The organism is Legionella spiritensis (genome assembly GCF_900186965.1).
Taxonomy (GTDB): domain Bacteria; phylum Pseudomonadota; class Gammaproteobacteria; order Legionellales; family Legionellaceae; genus Legionella_C; species Legionella_C spiritensis.
Map to the genome: position 1 here is coordinate 1,766,626 of NZ_LT906457.1, position 23,892 is coordinate 1,790,517.

Sequence of the window (23,892 nt, forward strand, 5' to 3'; positions counted from 1 at the left end):
TTGAATGATTCGAATGTGTTATGATCAAATGACCACGCTACTCATGTTCGGGTGCCACAACAAATATTCCGGGCGCGTTGCGAAGATACTCCTTATAATCCATTCCATAGCCGAAAATATAATGATCATCGACCTGTAAGCCGACAAAATCAGCCTGTTTAAGCCCGTTCGGCACTCGTTTATGATGTTTGTCAACCAATACTGCGCAATAGACATCACCAGCACCCATTTTTTTAATCTCTTCAATAATGGCCGCGAGCGTCACACCACCGTCAAGGATATCATCCACAACCAGAACCGTTCGGTTGGTCATATCCACACTGGGCTTTACTTTCCAAACCAGCTCACCGCCGGCAATTTCTCCCCGGTATCGGGTAGCGTGAACATAATCCACTTCGAGAGGAAAATCCAGGCGCGGCAACAAGTTTCCCATGGGCACAAGCCCTCCGATCATGACGCATAAAATAATCGGATTTTTGTCATGTAATTGCTCCTGTATATTAATCGCCATGCGATCAAGAGCGGCCTCAACTTCTTTGGTTGTAAAGAGAAGTGTGGATTTTTGATAAACATCTTTTATCTTTTCTGGTATATCATCCATCGAAGATCCTGTGTGGGTTATTTAATTAAGTCAGTATACTGACGCTCAGTAGCCCGTCATGAAGGTGAAGCCGTAATGCAAGACAGGATAAGGCTACTCTCTCTCTTTACGTTTTCCGGATACAGGGAACATACTTACCTTACTATCGTTTCCTGCCATATCTCTCACCTTCGCGACACCTTGTTTGTCCACTTCGTCAATCCTGAAAACAGAATGCATGGGTATAAACGTACGCTTTACATGGCTGAATTCCAGCTTGAGACGCTCTTCCGACGGATCAACAACAAGCGACGTATTTTCTCCAAAAACAAACTCTTCAATTTCAAGAAAACCAAACATCTCACTTTCACTCACTTTACGTGCGTAAATCTCATAAACCGCGTCTTGATTGGCAAACGTAATTCGATATATTTGTTTTTTTGACATAAACAATGTCCGGAAATCCAGCTTGGGGAGATTATACCGAAACTAAAGGCTGTCGTCATGGGATTATTTGGCTGTAAATTGAGTATAGCTTTGCCGTGGGTCATTGTATAAAAAATATCGTTGTTTATCTTTTACCGATCCGATTGCCTGTCATGATGTTTTTCTCGACATATTGGCTTAAACAATGCTGATGCAGGCTCCGGCAACATGTCCTGCTTGCTCTGTAACAGGAAATCAGGATGCTGTTCCACAAATTTTTGCACGACCAGGCAATAGAATCCGGCCGGCATGAGCGAAACCATTTTCCCGATTTCATTGAGAATTTCCAATCTGGCAAGCAGACGTTCATTTTTAAACGGTGGGATGTAAAAAAACGAGTTTAAATGGCACTGAATATATCCACGATGCAACAAGGCTCGCTTCAGGGAAAATACGGATTTTGGATATCCATGAGCAAACCCATAACAATGAGTTCGCGCGTACCTGAGCCATACGCCCCACAGACTGATCGGGTTAATACCTAAAAATACAATATGCCCCATAGGCTTTAAAACGCGATCAATTTCATCCAATGGTTTTTGAAACGCGGGAAATGCCTCCATGGTTAATGGTGCCACAACACAGTCCACACTGTTTCTGTCCAGAGGTAACTGATTCAATTTGCAGGCAACAGTCGTAACCTGGCTATTCCATTGGGGCGTCGCCAGCCATTTATGCTGGAAAAGCAGGTTTTCCAGCCACAAATTCTCACCACCGCTTCCCAACTGCAACAGGATATCACCATGTAACAACAGGCCGAGATGAGATAGTTCCGTTGCAAACGCTTTGGCAACATTTCTGCCCAACGGGGTCACAAACCATTCATCCAGTGCGGAAAAACTGTTTATTTGCACTTGGTAAGACAAATCTTCGCCCCGGGCATTTAGATAAAATATCTATTTTTTACCACGAGCTCAACCCAACAGCAAGCAACAGCCCAATATATAGGCAATCAGCAAAGCTTGTCCACTCCATTCAATAGTGAGGTTTATGCAAAACTTCAACCCGGGAGCACTTAGCACAAATGGATATATTTTGCAGTCAGAAAAACCAGGGATGACGCGCAATAGTGCAACAATCATAATTTTTGACTATATTTTACATAAAATATAAAGGTATATCCTTAAGATGGCTACTGCTGCAGAAGAACAACGTTTACAAGGTATTGCCCAGCTCATGGTCCACGAGAATCTCCTGGATAAGGAGATGGCTATGGAATACCAGAATCAGGCTCAAGCCAATAAACAGAGTTTGCTGCAATATCTTGTGGCAAACGAAGTCTTGTCCGCTGAAAAAATTGCGCTCAGTGTCGCAAATAATTTTGGTGTACCGCTCATCGACCTGGATTGCATAGAACCGGATACTTTGCCAACCACCCTCGTGAATGAAAAATTAATACGGCGTCATGCCATTATTCCCCTATTCACCCGGGGCAATCATCTTTATCTTGCTACCGACGATCCCAGCAAACAAGCCTCGTTAAAGGAAATCCAGTTTCATACGGGTCTTCATTCCAATGCGATCGTTGTAGAGACGAACAAACTAAGCAAACTGATAGACAAACTGCTGAATGAAAAGGAAAGTCAGGGTTTAACCGATTATGTGGATGATTCCAGTGATCTTGAAGGGCTTGAAATCAGTGCGGAAGATGAAGAACAGGACATGGATGCCTCATCTTCGGCCAACGACGATGCACCCGTCGTAAAATTCGTCAACAAGATTCTGGTGGAAGCCATTAAAAACGGCGTTTCAGATATTCATTTTGAGCCTTATGAGAAAGAATATCGTATACGATACCGTCAAGACGGCATTCTTACGGAAGTCGCCACCCCTCCCGTAAGTCTGTCCAGCCGGATTACATCACGCATCAAAATCATGTCAAATCTTGATATTTCCGAACGACGCATCCCTCAGGACGGGCGCTTTAAAATGAAGTTATCGCGAACCAGAGCCATAGACTTTCGCGTTAGTACCTGCCCTACTGTCGGTGGAGAAAAAGTAGTAATGCGTATACTGGATCCGGGTTCAACCAAACTCGGCATCGAAGCGTTAGGATTTAATCCTGATCAAAGGAAACACTTCCTGCACGCCATAGAAAAACCCCAGGGAATGATTTTAGTAACCGGCCCGACAGGGAGCGGAAAAACCGTAACGCTTTACACGGCGCTCAATATCCTGAATACCAAGGAAGCCAACATCTCTACGGCGGAAGATCCGGTAGAGATAAAAGTTCCCGGAATTAATCAAGTGAATATTAACCCTAAAGCGGGATTAACATTTTCCGGTGCACTTCGATCATTTTTACGCCAGGATCCGGACATTATTATGGTTGGGGAAATTCGTGATCTTGAGACGGCAGAAATCGCCGTTAAAGCGGCACAGACCGGACATTTGGTTCTGTCAACACTACATACCAACAGCGCGGCTGAAACCCTGACCCGCCTGCTGAATATGGGCGTTCCTTCCTTTAACATTGCCAGCTCGGTTACTCTGCTCATAGCACAACGACTGGCAAGGCGATTATGCGAAAGTTGCAAGGCACCACGTGATGATTTCACCATTGAAAGCCTGATGGAGCTGGGGTACAGCAATGAAGAGGCAAAATCATTAAAACCCTATAAAGCGGTTGGATGCAGCCAGTGCACTAACGGATATCGAGGGCGTATCGGTTTGTTTGAAGTTCTCCCCATGTCAAAAGCCATAGGGGAATTGATCATGAAAGGCGGCAACTCTCTGGACATTCTTAAGCAAGCCCAATCCGAGGGGATGTTAACCATACACGAATCCGGCTTAAAAAAAATTCAGGAAGGCATGACCACTATTGAGGAGGTCAATCGGGTAACCGTTGATTAAGAGATCATGGATAAAAATAAAAATGCCAACGCCATAATCAGCTACCAATGGGAGGGCGTCAACAAAACGGGTGAAAAAGTCAATGGCATCATTGATGCCAGAAGCCTGGCATTGGCAAAAGCGGACTTGCGTAAACAAGGCATCATTACTAAAAAAGTGATTAAAAAAAGAAAACCCCTGTTTGACAAAAAAAACAAAAAAATAACCCAGGGCGACATCACTGTCTTTAGCCGACAGATGGCTACCATGATCGAGGCGGGTATTCCCCTGGTACAATCGTTCGATATTGTTTCCAAGGGACAGAGTAATAACCGTATGCGCGACTTGATTGATGGCGTAAAAAAAGATGTGGAAACAGGGCTGACTTTAGCGGAAGCGTTGCAAAAACACCCCGAATACTTTAACGATCTGTTTTGTAATCTGGTCGATGCCGGTGAAAAATCAGGTTCTCTGGAAATTATGCTTGATAAGGTCGCCACCTATAAGGAAAAAATTGAAACCATCAAGAAAAAAATTAAAAAAGCGCTCACATATCCCATGGCCGTACTGGTTGTGGCATTCATTGTAACAGCCGCGTTATTAATCTTTGTAGTACCACAATTTCAATCGTTATTTGAAGGATTCGGAGCGGATCTTCCAGCCATGACCAAAGCGGTTGTGGAATTGTCTCACTTTTTCCAGGCGTATTGGTATCTTATATTCGGCGTGCTGGGCGGCCTCATTTATTCATTTGTCTATGCCAAAAATCATTCGCCAAATTTTGCGCAAACGATTGACCGCTCGATGCTTAAATTTCCGGTTATTGGCCCCATTCTTGAAAAAGCGGCTATCGCACGCTTTTCCCGTACCTTATCCATTACCTTTGCAGCGGGTTTGCCTCTGGTTGACGCCCTGAAATCGGTATCCGGCGCTACAGGTAACATTCTCTACGCCAAGGCCACTGATAAAATCAGGGAGGATGTATCTACAGGCCAGCAAATGCAGGTTGCTATGGACAACACTCATTTGTTTCCCAACATGGTCATTCAAATGGTCGCTATCGGCGAGGAGTCCGGAGCCCTGGAACAAATGCTTGGTAAAGTAGCTGATTTTTATGAGGAAGAAGTGGATAATGCGGTTGACTCTTTAAGTAGTTTGCTGGAACCTATTATCATGTCAATTTTGGGTATCCTGGTCGGGGGATTGGTAGTTGCAATGTATCTGCCTATTTTCAAACTGGGTTCCGCCGTATAAACAGGGTAAAATGATATTTTATTCTGTGGTATTAACCTGACACAGGAATGGAAATGGAATTTTTTGACATGCCGATAGTATATATCTACCTGTTTATCGGCTTATTTTCTCTCATAACAGGAAGTTTTTTAAATGTCGTGATCCATCGTCTGCCTTTAATGCTGCGTTCCGACTGGCTTAATGAATGTCGTAGTTTATTAAATATAAAAATATCAGAAGAACCTGCCAGTATAAATTTGTTTGTTCCACGTTCTTTCTGCCCATCATGCGGGAAAATGGTTAAGGCTTTTCATAATATTCCGATTATCAGTTACCTGTTTTTACGTGGGCGCTGCGCTTATTGCGGATCAGCCATATCCTTGCGTTATCCGCTCGTTGAAGCGCTGACCTGTCTTCTTTCCTTACTGGCAACATGGCATTTTGGACTCACCTTGCCGCTTGTTTTCGTGCTGCTCTATCTTTGGCTGATTATCCCATTATTTTTTATTGATCTCGATCAACAATTATTACCGGATTGCCTTACTCTCAGCCTGCTCTGGATGGGATTAATCGCAAACACTCAAAATATCTTCACAACATTACCCAATGCCGTACTTAGCGCTGCCGGGGCTTATTTGTTTTTATGGTTATTTATTAAACTCTTTTACCTCATTACCGGAAAAATAGGTATGGGTAATGGCGATTTTAAATTATTTGCCGCCTTTGGTGCCTGGTTTGGCTGGTCACAATTACCATTAATTTTGTTGCTGGCTTCTTTTACCGGAGCCATCAGTGGCCTGATTTACCTTAAATTTCAGAAAAAACATAAAGATACACCCATTGCGTTTGGACCATTTTTATGCATGGCCAGCCTGATTTCACTGTTCTTCGGACAAAATATCATTGATTGGTACTGGGCCCTATGGTTCCGGCCTTAAAACGTCACAAGGGACTACTTCCCACTCCTGTGTTTGGTCAGCGCGGAGAAAAACTCCGGCTTGTTTAATCCAATAGAGGCAAAAATCTGGGGTACTCTCTCCCAGCTGTTTTCCTGCTCGATACTGGCAACAACCAGTTCAAACCCTTTATCACGATCCTGTTCCACACCCCATCCATTGATATAACAAAGACCATGCAAACGTTTTGCTAAAACATGGCCCAGATTTTCAGCCGCCTGAAGGTAAGCCAGTGCCTCTTCATAATATTGCCGCATCTGACGTTCATTGCTTGTACTTCCAAAAACACCGCCTTGTTGCAGTTGCTCCCTGAATTTCGCCTCTTCCAGCAAGTGGCTGCCTAATTGATATTGCGCTTCAGAATCATCAAGACTGGTTGCCGCCCGGAGTGTTTCCCATACCATTTCTTCAGCAAACGGGTACTTCTTTTTACCTTTTAACTGCTTGTACAAATCAGACAATTGATGATACATGGCTTTTTCCCTGGCGATCTGATCATCAGACGGTTGGTTATGCACGCGATTTTGTTGCATTGCCTTTATTTTTTTAGTCAGTGATTTAATTTTGAAACCTTTAAAAATAATCATGATAACTCCTGTTATTGGGGTTCAGGAATAGCGACCAGCCAGTGAATAAACAATACGGCAACGATAACCAGCACAAGCAGAATAAACAATTGCCCTCCAAAACTGAATGTCTCTTTTACCTCTTTGCTGATATTCTCCGTATTTTCAGGTGTTTCCTCCTCAACTATCCCAACGATCTGTTTGTCTATATAATTGGAAATGTAGTGGGCAATATAACCCGTAACAATAGCGAGGAATAATAGTAGTGAAACAATGAATCCTCCCGCCGCCGCTTCCGAAATAGCATAAGATTCCCGAAGGCTTTCACGCCAGGTAAAAAGAAATTCGGGCACATCATAGTTCCATTGCCATATCAGCATTGGCAGAATATAGAGGGCAAACGCAACCAGTCCCCAACAGGCGGCAAGTGAAACCATACCAAAGATAAAAAGCCCTTTGTTCTGACTAAATCTATCCTGTTCCATATTATCCCTGTACTGTTAAATAAATGATTATATTTTCAGGTTATTTACCTGTAGCATTATGATTATAAGAAGGTAATGAGATTTAAGCAAAAGTAATTGTTTTTTCAGTGTTTGTTTTTAAAGCAAAAATTGGCCTGTTAACCTAGGTTCTGTGCACTTATCTTTTATCGAAGCGAAAATTGAGGTAATTTAGCTCAAAATTTCGTTTGAATGAGGAGAATAGCCAGCCCTATTTGACGAATTCAAGCGGAATTTTGAGCAAATTAATCGCAATTTGCAGCCGATAAAAGATAAGTGCACAGAACCTACCTAAAGACATATGGACAACCCATGAAACAATATGTATTTATGATCTCCGACGGTACCGGCATTACTGCGGAAAACCTTGGTAATACCCTGCTCACGCAATTTGGCGCCATTGATTTTGAAAAACTGACAATACCCTATATCGATAATCTTGAAAAAGCGGAAGCGGCAATCCGGCGCATTAATGACAGTTTTACAGAAACCGGACTGAAACCGCTGGTTTTTATGACACTGATTAACACGGAAATCGCGAAGAAAATTTCACTCTCCAACGCCAATGTCTTCGACCTGTTCAATACGTTCCTCGGCCCTCTTGAAAAGGCGCTCAATATCAAATCATCCTACACCGTAGGCCGCGCCCATGGTGTTTCCAACAGTCAATCCTACAGTCATCGTATCGAAGCCGTTGATTATGCCCTTGCTCATGATGACGGCATAAAAATTCGCGGCTATGACAAAGCGGATATTATCCTGATTGGCGTATCCCGCTGTGGTAAAACGCCAAGTTGTTTATATATGGCGCTTCATTTTGGCATACTCGCCGCCAATTATCCCTTTACCGAAGAGGATTTATCGTCTTACCGGTTACCGGATATTCTCCGGCCCTACAAAAGTAAATTATTTGGCTTAACCATTGATACTGAACGGTTACAGCAAATTCGTACCGAACGACGCCCTGATAGCAAGTATTCCTCTATGGAGCAATGTCGACTTGAAGTATCTGAAGTAGAAGCCATGTACAAACGTGAAAATATTCCTTTTTTAAATACCACTCGCTACTCCATTGAAGAAATCGCCACCAAAATTCTAGCCATAGCCAACATAAAACGTAAATTCTAGGTTCCGTAAATAACAGAGTGGTAGCCCGTAAGGAGGCCTGCGGCCGTATTGCGGGTTTCATGGCGGAATAATTGTACCGGATCCCCGCATTTCGGCTTCGCCTTCATGACGGGCTACATGTTAAGGCGAAAACGTTACGTGCACAGGATCGGGCTACAACCACATTTTCAAGGTCAAACTTGCCAAAGCGACATAAAATCGGTCACGCTCATGGCCTCCAGTGAATTGGTGTCATTCATAGCCTGCAATATGGCATCTGCCCTTTCATCGTGAAACCGTGTTTTGATATTACGCTCAAACTTTGCAAGCAGGACAGGAATACCCTCTTCACGCCGGCGTTGGTGGCCGATAGGATATTCCACCGTAAACAGATCACTTTGACTGCCATCTTTAAACACCAGTCTGATGCTATTGGCAATAGAGCGTTTTTCCGGATCAAGATAATCTTTCGAAAACTGGCGGTTCTCACTCACATACATTTTTGATCGTAACTCATCAATACGTGGATCTCCGGCCACGTCATTTTCATAATGCTCAGCTCGCAAATCACCATGTAACAATCCGATAGCCACCATGTATTGCAAACAATGATCCCTGTCTGCGGGATTGTGTAACGCACCTTGTTTACTGATAATTCGTATCGCGGACTCATGAGTAACAAGCTCAATTCGTGTAATATCATCATATCTTTCAATAACGAGCGGATGAAGTTTTACCGCGCACTCTACCGCGGTCTGAGCATGAAATTCCGCAGGATAGGACAATTTAAACAACACGTTTTCCATCACATAACTGCCGTAGGGTCTTTGAAACCGGAACGGGTTGCCTTTAAACAATACATCATAAAACCCCCACCCGGGTGCGCTCAGAGCGCTGGGATAACCCATTTCGCCACTTGCCGCAATGAACGCCAGACGTACAGCCCTGGCTGTCGCATCACCGGCTGCCCATGACTTTCGGGAACCCGCATTAGGCGCGTGGCGATAAGTACGCAAACTTTGGCCATCGACAAAAACCTGGGACAACGTTCTTAACATCTGATCATGATCCGCAGACAATAACAAAGCCGCAACGGCGCTGCTCGCCACCTTAACCAGAAGCACATGATCCAGTCCAACACGATTAAAGCTGTTTTCCAAAGCCAGGCAGCCCTGAATTTCATGGGCTTTAATCATTGCCGTAAGTACGCTCTGCATGGAAAGAGGTGGTTTACCATTCTTGATATTTTGTCGACTGATGTAATCAGCCACCGCCAATATGGCACCCAGGTTATCCGACGGATGCCCCCACTCGGCGGCAAGCCAGGTATCATTGAAATCAAGCCATCTTACCATGGTACCAATGTTAAAAGCCGCCTGCACCGGATCCAGCTCGTATGGTGTACCGGGAACTCTGGCGCCTTCTGCAAGTGTGGCTCCGGGAACCACGGGGCCAAGTAATTTCGTACACTCCGGAAAATTCAGGGCAAGCATACCGCAACCCAATGTATCCATAAGGCAAAGCCGTGCCGTCTCATACGCCTTCGGACTGGAAATATCCTTGTTCAACACGTAATCGGCTATATCTACCATAACCTGATCATAATCAGGCTTGATATTATCTTCGACATAAGAACTCATCTTGACTAACCTCTTTCTGCAATTGGGATGTAGGATTGGGGTTGAGGCCCAATGTATTCCGACATCGGCCGGATCAGGCGATTATCGGCGCGCTGTTCAAAGACGTGTGCCGACCATCCGGTTACCCGTGACATTACAAATATCGGAGTAAACAGCATGGTGGGAATATTACAAAAGTGGTAAGCCGACGCACTGTAAAAATCAAGATTTGGGAACAGCTTTTTCTCGCGGCGCATGACTGCTTCTATCCGTTCTGAAACCTGGTATAAACGAGTGTCGTTTTTAGCTTCAGCCAGTTTTTTTGACCAGGATTTGATAATATCGGAACGTGGGTCACAATCTTTATATACCCGATGACCGAATCCCATGATTTTGGCTTTATTAGCCAGCATGGACACTAATTGCCGTTCCGCATCGTCCGGATCGGTAAATTGTTCAATTAACTCCATAGCCGCTTCATTGGCTCCGCCATGCAAAGGACCGCGTAACGTGCCAATTGCCGTGGTGATGGCGGAATAAAAATCGGATAATGTGGCGGCTGTGACCCGTGCGGCAAACGTCGACGCGTTAAATTCATGCTCCGCATACAAGATAAGCGAGACATTCATCATATCCCTTTCCATCGCGTCGGGTTCACGGCCATGTAAAAGCGCCAGAAAATGCCCGCCGACAGACATTTCATTGCTATGCTCACTAATTTCCCTGCCTTCAAAGTGATAGGCGTACCAGTAACACATTATCCCGGGAAACAAAGCCAGTAATCGATCGGCAATCTCATACTGCCTGGAAAAATCATCCTCCGGCTCCAGTGTTCCCAATAAAGAGCAGGCCGTACGCAGTACATCCATAGGATGCGCCGTTTTAGGTATCAGTTTTAAAACGGTTTTTAACTGCGCAGGCAAGGTGCGCAGACTTGATAATTTTTCAGTATAATTTTCAAGCTCATTTTGAGTGGGCAAATGTTCATAGTGCAATAAATAAGCAACTTCTTCAAAAGTGGCGTCACGGGCCAGATCGTCTATGGAATATCCACGATAGTTAAGTCCTGCCCCTTCCTGTCCGACAGTGGCAATGGCTGATTGACCTGCTACTACACCGGCCAATCCGGCTGTTTTATTGACCATCCTCTTCCTCCATTAATTGATCGAGTTTCTTTTCATAATCGTGATACCCCAGAATGTCATATAATTCGTTACGAGTTTGCATGGTATCAATAAGATCACGTTGCGTACCTTCCTGAATAATTGTTTTATATACACGCATGGCCGCATGGGACATGGCACGAAAAGCACTCAACGGATAAAGGATAAGCCGGACTCCGGCTTCAGCCAATTCCTGTTTTGTAAACAAAGGTGTTTTACCAAACTCCGTAATATTGGCAAGAACCGGAACATTGACGTGACGGGAGAATTCCCGGTATTCCGCAAGGCTTGTCATGGCTTCCGGGAAAATCATATCGGCACCCAATGCGACACACCGCTGCGCACGCTCAATAGCGGCCTCCATACCTTCTACGGCATAGGCATCGGTACGCGCCATAATAACGAAATCCTGGCTACGGCGCGCATCCACTGCCGCTTTGATTCGATCCCCCATTTCCTGTATGGAAACAATGGCTTTGTTGGGACGGTGGCCACATCGCTTGGCAAGAACCTGATCTTCAATATGAATCGCCGCAACACCGGCACTTTCCATCAAGCGTACCGTTCTGGCAATGTTAAAGGCGTTTCCCCACCCCGTATCCACATCCACCAGCATAGGTAACGGACTGGCGTCCGTGATTTTCCTGGCTTCTTCAAGAACCTCTCTCAGGCTGGTCATACCCAGATCAGGCAACCCGTAAGACGCATTGGCAACACCGGCACCGGACAGATAGATTGCCTGGCAACCCGCATCCCTGGCCAGCATGGCAGAATAGGCATTAATGGTGCCGACGATCTGCAAAGGAGCCTGTTCCTCAACCAGGTGACGGAATTTCTTTCCCATGAAGCATGGCGCCATAAAATTCTCCCTACACTTATGATTCGCCTTTGTATCATGCAATTCACAGGATATCAACTGAAAAACAAGGGATTACAATCTGATGGCCGTGTATGATGCGAGGCAGAAAATAGTGACTGGAGGAGCCTTTTTTCAGGATTGCGGGTGACAACCCGGGTTACCCCGGGTCTTAAAGATTAATTGGCAGACATTTCTTTCCACCAGTTGGTTTTGGTGTCGCTGGCCCAGTGGCCTTCACGCATTTTCTTAACAAATTCCTCGGTTTTTTCCGGTGTTGATGACTTCATATCCAATTTGATACACCAATCCCAGTCACCGGTTGTAGACCACATTCTTTCTACACCATCCCATTTCATCATGGGCATTAAGTCAGACCATTTTTTATCCGTTTTCATGAATATAACGCTATTCCAGTTATTCATTATTACTATCCTTGTTAAAAGTTAACTTGATTAATACTTAAGCGAAATCTTAAGTAATTTCAAGAATAGCCCAATTTACAGCGTCTTGCCACAAGCATTAAAAAATTTTATGTTTTTTATTATTTTTCAATAACTAACAGAATAATTTTGTTTGATTGATATCGTTTATATCACCAAATGCCCTTTCAAATACCATCTGCAATACCCTGATATCAAAACTCTGTCGTCACGCATTTCACAGGTGAGTTGACCTTTACGAAGAGACCCCTGGATAGCACGCATCACTGATTTGCCAAGCTGCCTGGCCCAGAAGGGGGTAAGGACACAATGAGCCGATCCTGTAACCGGATCTTCCGCAATATTGTGCCTGGGATAGAAACATCGGGAATAAAAATCGGCGTCACTGCTGGCGGCGGTTATAATTAATCCTCTTTTAGGCAACGATTCCAGTGTGACCAAATCTACGTGGGCGCTCAAAACAGCTTGTTCATCAGGCAACTGGATCAGATAATCCAGTTCACTCTCATAACAGCCCAGAACCGGTTGATCAACAAGAGCGGCGAGCATCTCTGGTTTTTCATACTCACGAAAAGACAGGCACGGGAAATCCAGGGTGTAGGAATCATCTTTTTTCACAACTTTTAACTGACCACTTAAGCTTGTAAAATCAATGACATTCCCTTTGTTTTTGCCAAGTTCGCAAAGAACAAAGCCTGCTGCAAGGGTTGCGTGCCCACACAGATTTATTTCTCCGTTAGGCGTGAACCAGCGTATATGAAATCCTTGTTTATCCTCTATAATAAACGCCGTTTCGGAAAGGTTGTTTTCAACCGCTATAGCCTGCATTAACTCATCGTTTAACCACTCATCAAGCAGACAAACGGCGGCGGGATTGCCATGAAAGACTTTATCAGTAAACGCGTCTATCTGAAAAATTTCTATATTATCCACAGCAAACCTCATGTAAAAGTCCAAGATTAAAACAACCATGTATGTCGTGAAACGTATTCCAAACTACCAGGTTCCGTGAATAAAAACCCGGCCTGTTGAAAACAGCGATATTACCACATCACGAAAATATTTACTCCGCCAGGGTCTGCTTGCCATACATTGTTCAGAGCAACGTATATACACGGTAATTTTCAGTATATACACAACATTATCCACAGAAAATGTGGATAAAACGGTACTAGGTTTTTAACCTGTCTCATGTTGGCGAGGCACCAGGCTCTGTGAACAAGATATACATGCCCCTGCAATGGATGCCTCACTCTTGATCTGTTTTTGCATGATAATTCCTTGAACGCACAATCGTTCGCAGCAAAAACCGCGATGGCGTCAGGGATTGAATCATAGCGGAGGGGAGAAAAACCGGATCACCATGGATCTGAGACGCCAGCCATTCCGTCGCCAACGGGATTGTCGTTAATCCTCGAGAACCAAATCCGGCACAAATATAAAGCCCGGGATAAGCCATTGCCGGTGAAGGAATATATCGTTTCGCATTGGATGCCAGTGAGGCAAATTGACGCATAAAAACATCTTTGTCGACAACCGGCCCTGCAAGGGGTAAGTAATCCGGCGTGGCGGCACGAATGGCTGTCCAATTTCCGCATACCGATTCCTCGGAAAATTGTAATTGCTGCGACAGCGGTTTTATTTTATTCAAATTGATCAAGTCATCCTGCGGCGTACAGATAGCTTGTGTCGATCCCAGATGGTATGTGGCTCCTGCTGAATGATGGCCGTCCACGGCGACTGAAATATGACCATCTCCACAAAGCGGCATTTGTAACATTCGGCTGACGTCTGTGCTCTGCAAACTGGTAGTCTGTCCACCAATTGGCTTTAAAGGACAATAGGTCGTCTGCTCAAAGCTGTTCGCCTGATAGCCGTTGGCCAGGATCACGACGTCGGCACGAAAAGACCCTGCCTGCCATAATTCTCCATCATAAACAATCCGCTCAACATGGGTATTCGTGATCAGATCTATGCCCGAATGTTGAATAAGAGCCGCGCATAATTGCCTGCAGTTGATCCATCCGGACATGGGAATATACAAACCACCATCCTTTACGGCCACCCCTGACAATTGTGACGCTTGCTCGGAAGATACCAGCCTGCCCAGATCCGGATACGCCTGGAGCCATTTTCGCATACTCTCCTGTGATAAAGCTTCTTTCTCATCATAAGCCAATTGCAACAGACCATGTAATTCCCCGTCGAACAAAACACCCACTCGATTTCTGTAATACCGGCAAGCATAAAGATAAGCGCTTAACATAAAATCCGTCAGGGGAGAGCGATAGGCGGAAAGTTTCGGGTACAAGATGGCGTATTCATTGCCGGAAGCCCCCATTGCCATTGCGGGTTCCGCCTCCAGTAACGTTATACGCCATCCCCGTTCAGCGAGTGCATTTGCCAAAAAACACCCCGCTAACCCCGAGCCGATGATCATCGCGTGCTTTTCAAGAACTTTTTTTCCAACAGCAACATGCCAGGGCGTGGATCGTTTAGGCAGATCAGTTTCAACACCCTGACACTCTGCAATAACCATATGGCGCTTTTGTCCATAGCCCACTGTTTTTTTAACTGCAAAGGACGCGGAGCGTAAACCGTTTTTAACCAGGGAAGAAGCGGAATACGTAGCCAGTGTTGTGCCCGATCGAGAGAGCAATCCTATTATTTGTAATAATCGCCCGGACCACAACGCTTCATTTTTCGTCGGTGAAAATCCATCCAGAAACCAGGCATCCACAAATTTATGGCGTAAGCGAAATTCCAGATCCTTGTCTCCGCAGATTAACAATTGTTGCAGGCATTGTTCGGCATCACCGAGCATGAGTATTAAGTTAACTCGTCCATGCTCAAATTTTAAATAATGAAATCCGGGCGTTAATACAGGATAATGCTCGAGAAGCTTCCCTGCCTGTTTATTCAGCTGGGGCCATAATGCGAGGCATTGCATCAAATCCTTTTTTTTTAAAGGAAACTTCTCGCAGCTGTAGTAAAACAGTCGGGCATCACAAGGCGCTGATCGGAGCCAGGACTCCCAGGTTACGAGGAAATTCAAACCGGTACCAAATCCGGTTTCGGCAATCACAAATGTTTCGGCACGATCTTTTTGTAGGAGAGACCATCGTTCATTAAGCTTGTTGCCGTCAATAAATACGTGTTTTTTCTCGTTATAACCGTTCGGTCCGGAAAAATAAACATCTTCAAAGTCGCCTGAATAAGGCAGACCATGACGCCACCGCAGGTCTGCCGTTTTTACAATAACAAAAGGACTACTCACATCATTCACTCGACTATACAGTTACCAAATTACCATGCTCAACGGCAGCGTCCGGACGATCTCCTATCCACCTTTTAAGAACGGGAACCAGTAGATACAACATTATCCCGACCGCAATTGAAATAAGGCCGAGGCATAAAAACACCTGGCTGTATCCGGCATTTGTTATCAAAGGATCCACGCTATTCTGATTTGCCGTCATCAAATTTGAACTATAGCTGGACAAAGTCGCGCCAACTCCCGTGGTCAACATCCACATGCCCATCATCACTCCCTGCAGGGACGATGGTGCCAAAGCTCCGATCATGGCATAACCAATGGGAGAAATCAGCAATTCACCGATACTTTGCAATACAAAACTCAAAACAACCCACCCCGGAGAAACCAGCCCCAGATTATCGGCCCTGGTAATTCCTATCGGTAGGAAAGCAAACGCCAGCCCAATTAATACAAGAGCGAGAGCAAACTGGCACGGTATGTTGACATTAACGCCTTTTGTACGCAATCTGTTGAGGACGATACTTAATAATGGCCCGCCAATCACTATTGAAATCGTATTGATATTTTGAAACCATTGTGGCGGAATGGTCATCAGCAGCCAATGTCGCTGGACATTATTCTCAATGAAATGAGTCAAGCCCATAGGCCCTATCTGAAACAACATCCAAAAGACCGTACTGACCACCATAAGCACTATAAAAGCGAATATTTTATCGCGGGCTTCCCTGGTGTTCTGGCGAATGGCTAGCATATACGCGACAACCAGTATAACCATACCGGTAAATAACACCAGCTTGCCTGCCAAATCGGCAAAATGCAGCAGCTGACTTAAAACCAGCGGCAATAAACACACCATCATCAAACCGAAACCGGATGCCCGACGCTGCGATTTCCTCCCCAATCGGGAGTAAGCCGAATCATTATCGCCCAGTGCATGCCAATAATATAAGCAAATCAGCAAAGCCAGGAGATTGCCGAGGCTGCTCAAAAGAAAGAGGCGTTGATAATTATGCGATAATTGAAAATAGCCGCTTAGACTGAAGCCGACAAAGAAACCGATATTCATACCGGCATAATTAAATAAAAAGGCCGTTTCGCGCCTGTTGTCATTGGGTTTAAACCGTTGGGTTAACATGCAGTTAATACAGGTGACATTCAAGCCGCATCCGGTTAGAAAGGCTGCCAGACCTATGTAAAGGTAGGCTTTATCAACCGTTGCCAGAAACACACACCCTATTATTTGAGCAACCATACCCAGACTAAAAAGCGCCCGGTATGAAAAAAAGCGTCCGCCCCAATAGCCGCCCAGTAAATGCAGGGCAAAATTAAATGCGACGAATATTCCTGTAATATTATTGGCTAATTTGGCTGGCAATCCCAGGGTACCGGTCATATACAGCACCAGGGTTGAGTAAAGAACACTAAAACTCAAAGTCGAAAAAATCTGGATACAGAATAAGGCAACAATTCCCTCAGGTACGTTAAACCATTTTGATTTATTGCTATCCTTTATCGTCATTAATCGTCTTCCTTATTTGACCAAACCCAATTCGACTATGCCACGCAATTTTTACAGTGTCCAGGCTCTCCTCCGCCCGTAAGAACAGCACAATATACAACATGATCTTAATACAAACAAACACTACAATAATCAAGCCACACTAAAATCTCATGTCAACAAACCTGGGCTCTGTGATAAATTTTACTTCCAATTTTGCGGATTCCACGCGTCCAATCTTCTATAATAAATCAGAAACAAAATTCAACCATACGCGCCATTGTTGTTAACCACTAAACCCGGACATCCTGATGCAAAGAAAAATTTATGTAACCGGAATTGAGAAAAGATGTGGCAAATCATTGATTTCGCTTGGTATTTTGACTGCCCTTAAAGAACAATATTCCAAAATGACATGTCATAAACTTTTCTCGGAATCCGATAATTATCAGGTTCCTCTTCTGGAAGATATATCTCATTCCACCATAACGCCCTTAATGGATATCAATCAGGGTATGTTATTAATGAGACATCAACCGGAAGATCTGGTTTCGCTGGTATTTGAAAAAACGCCGTTCGAAACCCAGGATGAAATCGCTTACTTTGAGGGGACTGATTTTGAAAGTGATAACGATGTTTTTGAATATCAGTTCAATTTAATCCTGGCCGCCAAACTGGATTGCGACGTCATTCTGGTTATTTCCGCCTATCAGCGCAGCATCAATCACACGTTATCCCTGGTCAACAACGCTCTGGAAACGGGCAAGAAACACCATGCCAATATTGTGGGAATTATAGTCAACCGCGTTCCGGAACAGGAGGATCATAACTATCAACAGCGTTTGTTAACCGACTATGGACATTTAGCTTTTATTATCACCGTTCCCGAGTTTGAAACATTGGCTAACCCCAGAGTGCGAGAAATTGCGCAAAAACTGAACGCGAAAATTATATGTGGGCATAACGAGTTACACAGACCGGTTCGTCAAATGACGGTCGCTGCCAAAACAGTGGCTAACTTCCTGGAATCACGTCTGGAAAGAAGTGGTATGTTAATTATTACGCCGTCCGACAGAATTGATATCCTGTTTGGTTCACTGCTGGCTGATCAATCGGCCCATTATCCGAAAATTGCAGGTATCGTATTAACGGGCGGAGAGATGCCTGGTGCATTTATATGCGAAATCATCGGGGGTCTCAAAAACCATTTTCCTGTCTTGCTGACCCAATATGGTACTTACGAAACCGCTACTATTCTTTATTCGGCAAAATACAACCTGAGCAAGGACAATCCGGCCAAAGTTACGGAAGCGATTGAAAGTATACGACCCTATATAAGTCAGGCCATAACAAAATTGCTGCACCGGAAACCCGAATTCTCCCATCGCTTGAGTCCTTCCGTATTTTTGTATGAGTTAACTATCAAAGCCCGCCAGAAAAAACGTCATATCGTTCTGCCGGAAGGATTCGACAAGCGTGTCCTGGTGGCCGCCGATTATTTGCTAAAACGTAATATTGTCGACATTACCTTGCTAGGTAATCCGGAAAAAATCCACCTTGCGGCTAAACGCCTGGAGCTGGAATTGCCCAATGTCCGAATCATCAACATTGAAAACAACCCCTGCAAGGAACAATATGCAAAACAATATTTTCAATTACGTCAACACAAAAACGTGAATCTTCCCATCGCGCTGGAACGCATGACTGATATCAATTATTATGCGGCCATGATGGTCTATTCCGGGGACGCCGATGGCATGGTTTCAGGCGCGGCTCATACGACTGCGGATACCGTACGTCCGGCACTGGAAATTATTAAAACAAAACCCGGCGTTTCCAGAGTTTCTTCCATTTTTATCATGTGTTTGCCTTCAAGGGTTCTTATTTACGGGGATTGCGCCATTAATCCTGAACCGGACAGTGCTACCCTGTCAGAAATAACGACACAAGCCGTCATCATTGCCAAACGCCTTGGGTTCAAGCCCAAGGTTGCGCTGCTTTCCTACTCCTCCGGCAGTTCAGGGAAAGGAGACAGTGTGGACAAGGTGGTGCAGGCAATGAAGCTGGTGAAACAGGCACATCCGGATCTACTTGTCGAAGGGCCGATTCAGTACGACGCGGCCGTTGATCCGGAAGTGGCCAGAAAAAAACTCCCCAACTCCAAAGTGGCCGGTGACGCGAACATTCTGATATTTCCTGATCTCAATACCGGCAATAACACCTATAAAGCGGTTCAAAGGGAAAGCGGCGCCATGGCTATTGGTCCTGTCTTGCTGGGATTAAACAAACCTGTGAATGATCTGAGTCGGGGCTGTACACCACAGGATGTTATCAATACCATTTTAATTACCGCCATTCAGGTCGAGGGAGATTAACATTGAATATTTTGACCATCAATGCCGGCAGCTCCTCGATAAAATACAAAGCCTTTACCTTACGGAATCATCGTCCCGACCTTGTTCTGTCGGGATTAATAGAAGGCATAGGTGAATCCGTCACGCGCTGGCACCACCGTTTTACCGCTTCAGAATCCGGTGAATACCAGTTTTCCGATCATGAGCAAGCCTTTCACGCCCTCGCCCGGAAATTACAAGAGGACTTACAACAATATCCCATTGACGGCATAGGTCACCGAGTAGTACATGGGGGAAGTGTGTTATTTCAACCCACTATCATTGACGACTCCGTTCTGGATACCATCCGGCAACTGGCGGATCTGGCTCCTATCCATAACCCCATTAACGCCCAGGGCATTGTTTTTGCGAGACGGCATTACCCCAACGCCGTTCAGGTCGCTATTTTTGACAGCGGTTTTCACCACACTATGCCGCCACATGCCAGCCAATACGCCATTGATGCCGATACTGCGGCCCGCTACCGGATCAAGCGTTATGGCTTCCATGGTATAAATCACGAGTACGTCGCCCGGCAAGCCGCTTTATTTCTTAAAAAACCGTTTCATAGCTGTCAGTTTATCACTTTGCATCTGGGCAACGGTGCCAGTGCCTGCCTGATCAAAAACGGTCAATCCGCTGATACAACCATGGGCATGACGCCTCTGCCCGGTTTGATCATGGGCACACGTTGTGGCGATATTGATCCCGCGATTGTATTGTATTTACTGGAACAAGGAATAAGCGCAGGTGACATTGATCAATTGCTCAATAAGAAAAGCGGACTTAAAGGCGTTGCCCAGGATAACGACATGCGTAATCTCCTGGCACGCCATGGCGAGGGAGATAGCAAGGCGACACTGGCTATCGATATGTATGTCTATAGCGTACAAAAAACCATCGGCGCTTATTTAAGTCAGTCCGGGAACCTGGATGCCTTGATTTTTACCGGAGGCGTTGGAGAAAATGCAGCGGCTATCAGAGAAAAAGTACTGGTTACTTTAAAACACCTGGGATTTCACATAGACAAAAAATTAAATGAAGCCCCTTCTGACCAAAGAATTCGTCTCATCACCAGGCAAGGGCATCCTGTGTTGACCATTAAGGGAGACGAGGAATATTTTATGGCTCAAGAAGTTGCCGGGTTACTTCAAAAATAACCCCTACCTGCCAGGGCTGCGCACTCGCCTCTTTCACAAAACAGATTTGAAATGTGTCGAGCGAGAACCGGCCTGCGTGTTGCAGGTTGTCCCCCGATCAACAAAAACAGGAATCAGGCTTTCGCTTTCATGCAGTTTGCCAACACGGTTTCAGCAGCAAGATGGGTCAGACGTATTTCTTCCCAATCGTGGGCATCGGAAACAAAACCGGCTTCATACATGGAAGGGGCGAGATAAATCCCTTTTTGCAGCATGCCGTGGAAAAATTGTTTGAACATCGCTTCATTGGACGAGGCCACATCACTATAGTTGGAAACCTGTTCCTTATCATTAAAACAAAATCCGAACATACCGCCCAGTGACGCGCTGCAAAACGGGATCCCCAGTTCCGAGGCAATATCGTCAAGCCCTTGCATCAATTGCTGGGTCATTGATGACAACCGTTCATAGAAACCTGGCGCTTCGAGTTCCTTTAAAGTGGCCAAACCGGCAGCCATCGCTAACGGGTTACCGGACAAGGTTCCAGCCTGATACACGGGACCTTCCGGTGCCAGACAAGACATAATCACCGCTTTCCCTCCTACGGCTCCGACAGGCATGCCACCGCCTATAACCTTTCCAAGCGTGGTTAAATCAGGTGTGATGCCATATACCGCCTGAGCACCACCCAAAGCGACCCGAAATCCGGTCATGACCTCATCAAAAATCAACAAAGACCCGTGAGCATCACAAAGATCACGCAACCCCTGTAAAAATTCCGCTTCCGGCAAGACAAAACCCATATTTCCCGCGACAGGCTCCAGGATAATGGCCGCCACATCTCCCTGAAATTCCTCCATGAGACGAGCGGTTTGCTCAAGATCATTAAAATCAGCCGTCAACGTATGCTCGGTAATGCTGGCCGGAATACCGGGCGTTGAAGGAATTCCCAGGGTCAGCAAACCGGAACCGGCTTTAACCAGTAAACTGTCATTGTGACCGTGATAACAACCATTAAACTTGATAATTTTATTTTTGCCGGTGTATCCCCGAGCCAGACGGATGGCGGTCATCGTCGCTTCTGTCCCTGAGTTAACCATTCTTATTTTTTCAATAGCCGGCATAATAGATGCTATTTTTCTGGCGAGCAGCACTTCCAGCTCGGTAGGAGCGCCAAAGCTCATCCCGCTATGCAACACTTGCTCAACCGCCTCAATCACGGACTGATGGCAGTGCCCCAGAATCAAAGGCCCCCAGGAACCTACATAATCAATATAATGCCTGTCATCCACATCAACCAGATAAGCGCCTTTCCCCTGCTTGAAAAAAACAGGGTCTCCACCAACGCCCCTAAAGGCTCTTACCGGAGAATTAACCCCGCCGGGAATAATATCTTGCGCTTCGCTGAATAAATGATGAGACCTGGTCATAACCACTCCGGAACTAAAACAAAAAAAATCAGTCCATGTCATTTTTACAATGACTGGCGGCAATTGTATCAGAATTTGGCTTTACATTAACTATTGCAATAGTTAAATTACCTCCTTTTTATATCGAGGCAATTTCCATGCAACCCTATAAACGATTCATTTGTGTGATATGCGGATTTATTTACGACGAGGAAGAAGGCTGGCCTGATGACGGCATAGAACCCGGAACTCGCTGGGAAGATGTTCCCGAAAACTGGTTCTGCCCGGATTGCGGCGCCGGGAAGGAAGATTTTGAGATGGTGGAAATAGATTAGGGCTTGTTGATATGTCATTGCATGGCTGCAAAAAAGGGTGTGATTTGTCCCTTTTTTGCAGTGTTTCCTGTAGCACGTCATGAAGGCGAAGCCGAAATGCGGGATAACAGCCCACCCGCTCCCCTGAAACAATATTGAACCATGAAACCCGCCATACGGCCGCAGGCCTCCTTGCGGCTACGAATCTGATTTGCTTTTAACCAGACGCCCTGTCACCTCTTATCCTAAAATGGTTTTATGACCACCAGTAACACTATCGCAATCAAAAACAACGTTGGAATTTCATTGAAAACACGGTAAAACGTGTCGCTTCTGGTATTGCCATCACAAGAAAAAGTCTTAACAAAATGCCCACAGGTTAAATGATACCCGGCCAGCAGAATTACAAGGGTTATTTTGACGTGCATCCATCCGGCATGTAAATAATAATGCCAGTTATAATGCAATAAAAGGATTCCCAATAGTATGGTTATCAGGGCTGAAGGCCACATGATCCCGTAATAAAGTCTCCTCTCCATGACTTTAAATCGATCCAGGCTGATTTTGTCCCTGGCTCCCGAATGATAGACAAATAACCTGGGAAGATAAAACAACCCCGCAAACCAGGCCACCATGGCAATAATATGAAACGCTTTGATTACCAGCATGCAACAACCTTAATTTTTTTTCCGGCTCCGATGACGACGCAGCATATTGAGCGCCTCGACACCAAGGGAAAAACCCATGGCAAAATACACGTAGGCGCGGGGGATATGAAATGAAAAACCATCCGCGACCAGAACCATACCGATTAAAATAAGAAAGCTCAACGCCAGCATTTTCACGGTAGGATGTTTTTCAATAAAATGGCTGACCGGTTCACTGGCATAAATCATAATGATAATTGCAAAGGTTATCGCAACCGCCATCACCCAGAATCGAGTCGTTAAACCAATCGCGGTCAACACACTATCCAGTGAAAAAATAATATCCATAACCGCCACCTGGGTCACCACGGCTTTAAAGGAAACGGCTTTAACGGCTGTTTCCCTTAATTCGGTCTCATCCTCACCAACTTCACGATGAATTTCCTGGGTGGCCTTGCCAATCAAAAAAGCGCCGCCCGCCAAAAGAAACAGATCCCTGACCGACAAGGAAAAATCACCGTAACTGACAAACGGCCTGGTTAATTTAACCAGGGCGAAGGCAAAAGCCAATAAAGCAAGACGAGACATCCAGGCAAAGGTCAAGCCCCAACGGCGTGCCCTTTTACGTTGCTCAACCGGTAATTTCTCGGTCAGAATAGATAAAAAAACCAGATTGTCTATACCCAGAACGACTTCTAAAATAATGAGTGCTAGCAAACTCAGAATAATATCCACTATATCCATTTTTACGATATCCAACCTTCCAATAAGCCGCCATTTTCCATGATCATGACAATCAGGTAAATATTTTGGTATAAATATCCCGCAAGAAACGACAGGCTCCATCAGGATGATTCACAACGAGTTTTAT

Annotated in this window: 22 protein-coding genes; 7 read left to right on the forward strand and 15 right to left on the reverse strand. The window is 45.1% G+C overall.

Going from position 1 to position 23,892, the window contains the following annotated elements; genetic code table 11:
• Positions 1 to 37 precede the first annotated feature (37 nt).
• The 3 genes from CKW05_RS08020 to CKW05_RS08030 all read right to left on the reverse strand — a co-directional run bounded on the left by CKW05_RS08020 (position 38) and on the right by CKW05_RS08030 (position 1,932).
• Entirely contained in the window at positions 38 to 601 is a 564-nt protein-coding gene (locus tag CKW05_RS08020; RefSeq protein ID WP_058484329.1) for a hypoxanthine-guanine phosphoribosyltransferase, read from the reverse strand.
• 93 nt (positions 602 to 694) lie between these two features.
• On the reverse strand, positions 695 to 1,027 hold the full coding sequence (locus CKW05_RS08025) for a DUF1820 family protein (RefSeq protein ID WP_058484328.1): 333 nt from the start codon (positions 1,025 to 1,027) through the stop codon (positions 695 to 697).
• 131 nt (positions 1,028 to 1,158) lie between these two features.
• Positions 1,159 to 1,932, reverse strand: coding sequence for a class I SAM-dependent methyltransferase (locus CKW05_RS08030; protein ID WP_058484327.1), 774 nt, complete (start codon positions 1,930 to 1,932; stop codon positions 1,159 to 1,161).
• A gap of 262 nt (positions 1,933 to 2,194) precedes the next feature.
• Between CKW05_RS08030 and pilB the strand changes: the two genes are divergently transcribed.
• Genes pilB through CKW05_RS08045 form a run of 3 tightly spaced genes read left to right on the forward strand, consistent with a single transcriptional unit; the run spans position 2,195 to position 6,069 of the window.
• The gene (pilB, locus tag CKW05_RS08035; protein ID WP_058484326.1) at positions 2,195 to 3,919 is read left to right on the forward strand and encodes a type IV-A pilus assembly ATPase PilB; all 1,725 of its coding nucleotides are present in this window, start codon (positions 2,195 to 2,197) and stop codon (positions 3,917 to 3,919) included.
• Positions 3,920 to 3,925: 6 nt separating this feature from the next.
• A complete protein-coding gene (locus CKW05_RS08040) occupies positions 3,926 to 5,152 on the forward strand; it encodes a type II secretion system F family protein (protein WP_058484325.1) in 1,227 nt (408 codons plus the stop codon).
• Between the two features lie 53 nt (positions 5,153 to 5,205).
• Positions 5,206 to 6,069 carry a prepilin peptidase gene (locus tag CKW05_RS08045; RefSeq protein WP_058484324.1) on the forward strand — a complete coding sequence of 288 codons (864 nt, stop codon included), beginning with the start codon at positions 5,206 to 5,208 and terminating at the stop codon, positions 6,067 to 6,069.
• 14 nt (positions 6,070 to 6,083) lie between these two features.
• Here the strand turns inward: CKW05_RS08045 and CKW05_RS08050 are convergent, their stop codons facing one another.
• Both CKW05_RS08050 and CKW05_RS08055 read right to left on the reverse strand, forming a co-directional pair.
• Positions 6,084 to 6,674: an SEL1-like repeat protein gene (locus tag CKW05_RS08050; RefSeq protein ID WP_058484323.1), complete on the reverse strand. Its 591-nt coding sequence runs from the start codon at positions 6,672 to 6,674 to the stop codon at positions 6,084 to 6,086.
• Between the two features lie 11 nt (positions 6,675 to 6,685).
• Positions 6,686 to 7,138 (reverse strand): hypothetical protein, encoded by a 453-nt coding sequence (locus tag CKW05_RS08055; RefSeq protein ID WP_058484322.1) that lies wholly within the window; start codon positions 7,136 to 7,138, stop codon positions 6,686 to 6,688.
• A 330-nt stretch (positions 7,139 to 7,468) separates the two neighbouring features.
• Between CKW05_RS08055 and ppsR the strand changes: the two genes are divergently transcribed.
• A complete protein-coding gene (ppsR, locus tag CKW05_RS08060) occupies positions 7,469 to 8,284 on the forward strand; it encodes a posphoenolpyruvate synthetase regulatory kinase/phosphorylase PpsR (RefSeq protein ID WP_058484321.1) in 816 nt (271 codons plus the stop codon).
• Between the two features lie 173 nt (positions 8,285 to 8,457).
• Here the strand turns inward: ppsR and CKW05_RS08065 are convergent, their stop codons facing one another.
• The 7 genes from CKW05_RS08065 to CKW05_RS08095 form a co-directional block, all read right to left on the reverse strand.
• Positions 8,458 to 9,903, reverse strand: coding sequence for a bifunctional 2-methylcitrate dehydratase/aconitate hydratase (locus CKW05_RS08065; protein WP_058484320.1), 1,446 nt, complete (start codon positions 9,901 to 9,903; stop codon positions 8,458 to 8,460).
• 5 nt (positions 9,904 to 9,908) lie between these two features.
• The gene (gene prpC, locus CKW05_RS08070; RefSeq protein WP_058484319.1) at positions 9,909 to 11,027 is read right to left on the reverse strand and encodes a bifunctional 2-methylcitrate synthase/citrate synthase; all 1,119 of its coding nucleotides are present in this window, start codon (positions 11,025 to 11,027) and stop codon (positions 9,909 to 9,911) included.
• Positions 11,017 to 11,889 carry a methylisocitrate lyase gene (gene prpB, locus CKW05_RS08075; RefSeq protein ID WP_274519688.1) on the reverse strand — a complete coding sequence of 291 codons (873 nt, stop codon included), beginning with the start codon at positions 11,887 to 11,889 and terminating at the stop codon, positions 11,017 to 11,019. Before prpB ends, prpC begins: the two co-directional genes overlap by 11 nt.
• A gap of 191 nt (positions 11,890 to 12,080) precedes the next feature.
• Entirely contained in the window at positions 12,081 to 12,326 is a 246-nt protein-coding gene (locus tag CKW05_RS08080) for a hypothetical protein (protein WP_058484317.1), read from the reverse strand.
• Positions 12,327 to 12,491: 165 nt separating this feature from the next.
• Positions 12,492 to 13,277, reverse strand: a complete 786-nt coding sequence (locus tag CKW05_RS08085) for a PhzF family phenazine biosynthesis protein (RefSeq protein WP_058484498.1) — start codon at positions 13,275 to 13,277, stop codon at positions 12,492 to 12,494.
• Positions 13,278 to 13,593: 316 nt separating this feature from the next.
• Positions 13,594 to 15,621: a bifunctional tRNA (5-methylaminomethyl-2-thiouridine)(34)-methyltransferase MnmD/FAD-dependent 5-carboxymethylaminomethyl-2-thiouridine(34) oxidoreductase MnmC gene (gene mnmC / locus CKW05_RS08090; RefSeq protein WP_058484497.1), complete on the reverse strand. Its 2,028-nt coding sequence runs from the start codon at positions 15,619 to 15,621 to the stop codon at positions 13,594 to 13,596.
• A 13-nt stretch (positions 15,622 to 15,634) separates the two neighbouring features.
• Positions 15,635 to 17,140: a peptide MFS transporter gene (locus tag CKW05_RS08095; RefSeq protein WP_058484316.1), complete on the reverse strand. Its 1,506-nt coding sequence runs from the start codon at positions 17,138 to 17,140 to the stop codon at positions 15,635 to 15,637.
• A gap of 290 nt (positions 17,141 to 17,430) precedes the next feature.
• Between CKW05_RS08095 and pta the strand changes: the two genes are divergently transcribed.
• Both pta and CKW05_RS08105 read left to right on the forward strand, forming a co-directional pair.
• Positions 17,431 to 19,494, forward strand: a complete 2,064-nt coding sequence (gene pta / locus CKW05_RS08100) for a phosphate acetyltransferase (RefSeq protein WP_058484315.1) — start codon at positions 17,431 to 17,433, stop codon at positions 19,492 to 19,494.
• Positions 19,495 to 19,496: 2 nt separating this feature from the next.
• Positions 19,497 to 20,672, forward strand: coding sequence for an acetate/propionate family kinase (locus tag CKW05_RS08105; protein WP_058484314.1), 1,176 nt, complete (start codon positions 19,497 to 19,499; stop codon positions 20,670 to 20,672).
• Between the two features lie 113 nt (positions 20,673 to 20,785).
• On the opposite strand, the gene hemL is transcribed toward CKW05_RS08105, so the two are convergent.
• The gene (gene hemL, locus CKW05_RS08110; protein ID WP_058484313.1) at positions 20,786 to 22,081 is read right to left on the reverse strand and encodes a glutamate-1-semialdehyde 2,1-aminomutase; all 1,296 of its coding nucleotides are present in this window, start codon (positions 22,079 to 22,081) and stop codon (positions 20,786 to 20,788) included.
• Positions 22,082 to 22,218: 137 nt separating this feature from the next.
• Between hemL and CKW05_RS08115 the strand changes: the two genes are divergently transcribed.
• Positions 22,219 to 22,395: a rubredoxin gene (locus CKW05_RS08115; RefSeq protein ID WP_058484312.1), complete on the forward strand. Its 177-nt coding sequence runs from the start codon at positions 22,219 to 22,221 to the stop codon at positions 22,393 to 22,395.
• 224 nt (positions 22,396 to 22,619) lie between these two features.
• Here CKW05_RS08115 and hemJ read toward each other — a convergent pair whose 3' ends face one another.
• Positions 22,620 to 23,042, reverse strand: coding sequence for a protoporphyrinogen oxidase HemJ (hemJ, locus tag CKW05_RS08120; protein WP_058484311.1), 423 nt, complete (start codon positions 23,040 to 23,042; stop codon positions 22,620 to 22,622).
• A 9-nt stretch (positions 23,043 to 23,051) separates the two neighbouring features.
• Positions 23,052 to 23,765 (reverse strand): TerC family protein, encoded by a 714-nt coding sequence (locus CKW05_RS08125; protein WP_058484310.1) that lies wholly within the window; start codon positions 23,763 to 23,765, stop codon positions 23,052 to 23,054.
• Positions 23,766 to 23,892 lie beyond the last annotated feature (127 nt).

Coding starts and splice junctions, on each gene's coding strand:
- CKW05_RS08020 (WP_058484329.1), bottom strand. CDS start 601: ATGGATGATATACCAGAAAAGATAAAAGATGTTTATCAAAAATCCACA.
- CKW05_RS08025 (WP_058484328.1), bottom strand. CDS start 1,027: ATGTCAAAAAAACAAATATATCGAATTACGTTTGCCAATCAAGACGCG.
- pilB (WP_058484326.1), top strand. CDS start 2,195: ATGGCTACTGCTGCAGAAGAACAACGTTTACAAGGTATTGCCCAGCTC.
- CKW05_RS08040 (WP_058484325.1), top strand. CDS start 3,926: ATGGATAAAAATAAAAATGCCAACGCCATAATCAGCTACCAATGGGAG.
- CKW05_RS08045 (WP_058484324.1), top strand. CDS start 5,206: ATGGAATTTTTTGACATGCCGATAGTATATATCTACCTGTTTATCGGC.
- CKW05_RS08050 (WP_058484323.1), bottom strand. CDS start 6,674: ATGATTATTTTTAAAGGTTTCAAAATTAAATCACTGACTAAAAAAATA.
- CKW05_RS08055 (WP_058484322.1), bottom strand. CDS start 7,138: ATGGAACAGGATAGATTTAGTCAGAACAAAGGGCTTTTTATCTTTGGT.
- ppsR (WP_058484321.1), top strand. CDS start 7,469: ATGAAACAATATGTATTTATGATCTCCGACGGTACCGGCATTACTGCG.
- CKW05_RS08065 (WP_058484320.1), bottom strand. CDS start 9,903: ATGAGTTCTTATGTCGAAGATAATATCAAGCCTGATTATGATCAGGTT.
- prpC (WP_058484319.1), bottom strand. CDS start 11,027: ATGGTCAATAAAACAGCCGGATTGGCCGGTGTAGTAGCAGGTCAATCA.
- prpB (WP_274519688.1), bottom strand. CDS start 11,889: ATGGGAAAGAAATTCCGTCACCTGGTTGAGGAACAGGCTCCTTTGCAG.
- CKW05_RS08080 (WP_058484317.1), bottom strand. CDS start 12,326: ATGAATAACTGGAATAGCGTTATATTCATGAAAACGGATAAAAAATGG.
- CKW05_RS08095 (WP_058484316.1), bottom strand. CDS start 17,140: ATGACGATAAAGGATAGCAATAAATCAAAATGGTTTAACGTACCTGAG.
- pta (WP_058484315.1), top strand. CDS start 17,431: ATGCAAAGAAAAATTTATGTAACCGGAATTGAGAAAAGATGTGGCAAA.
- hemL (WP_058484313.1), bottom strand. CDS start 22,081: ATGACCAGGTCTCATCATTTATTCAGCGAAGCGCAAGATATTATTCCC.
- CKW05_RS08115 (WP_058484312.1), top strand. CDS start 22,219: ATGCAACCCTATAAACGATTCATTTGTGTGATATGCGGATTTATTTAC.
- hemJ (WP_058484311.1), bottom strand. CDS start 23,042: ATGCTGGTAATCAAAGCGTTTCATATTATTGCCATGGTGGCCTGGTTT.
- CKW05_RS08125 (WP_058484310.1), bottom strand. CDS start 23,765: ATGGATATAGTGGATATTATTCTGAGTTTGCTAGCACTCATTATTTTA.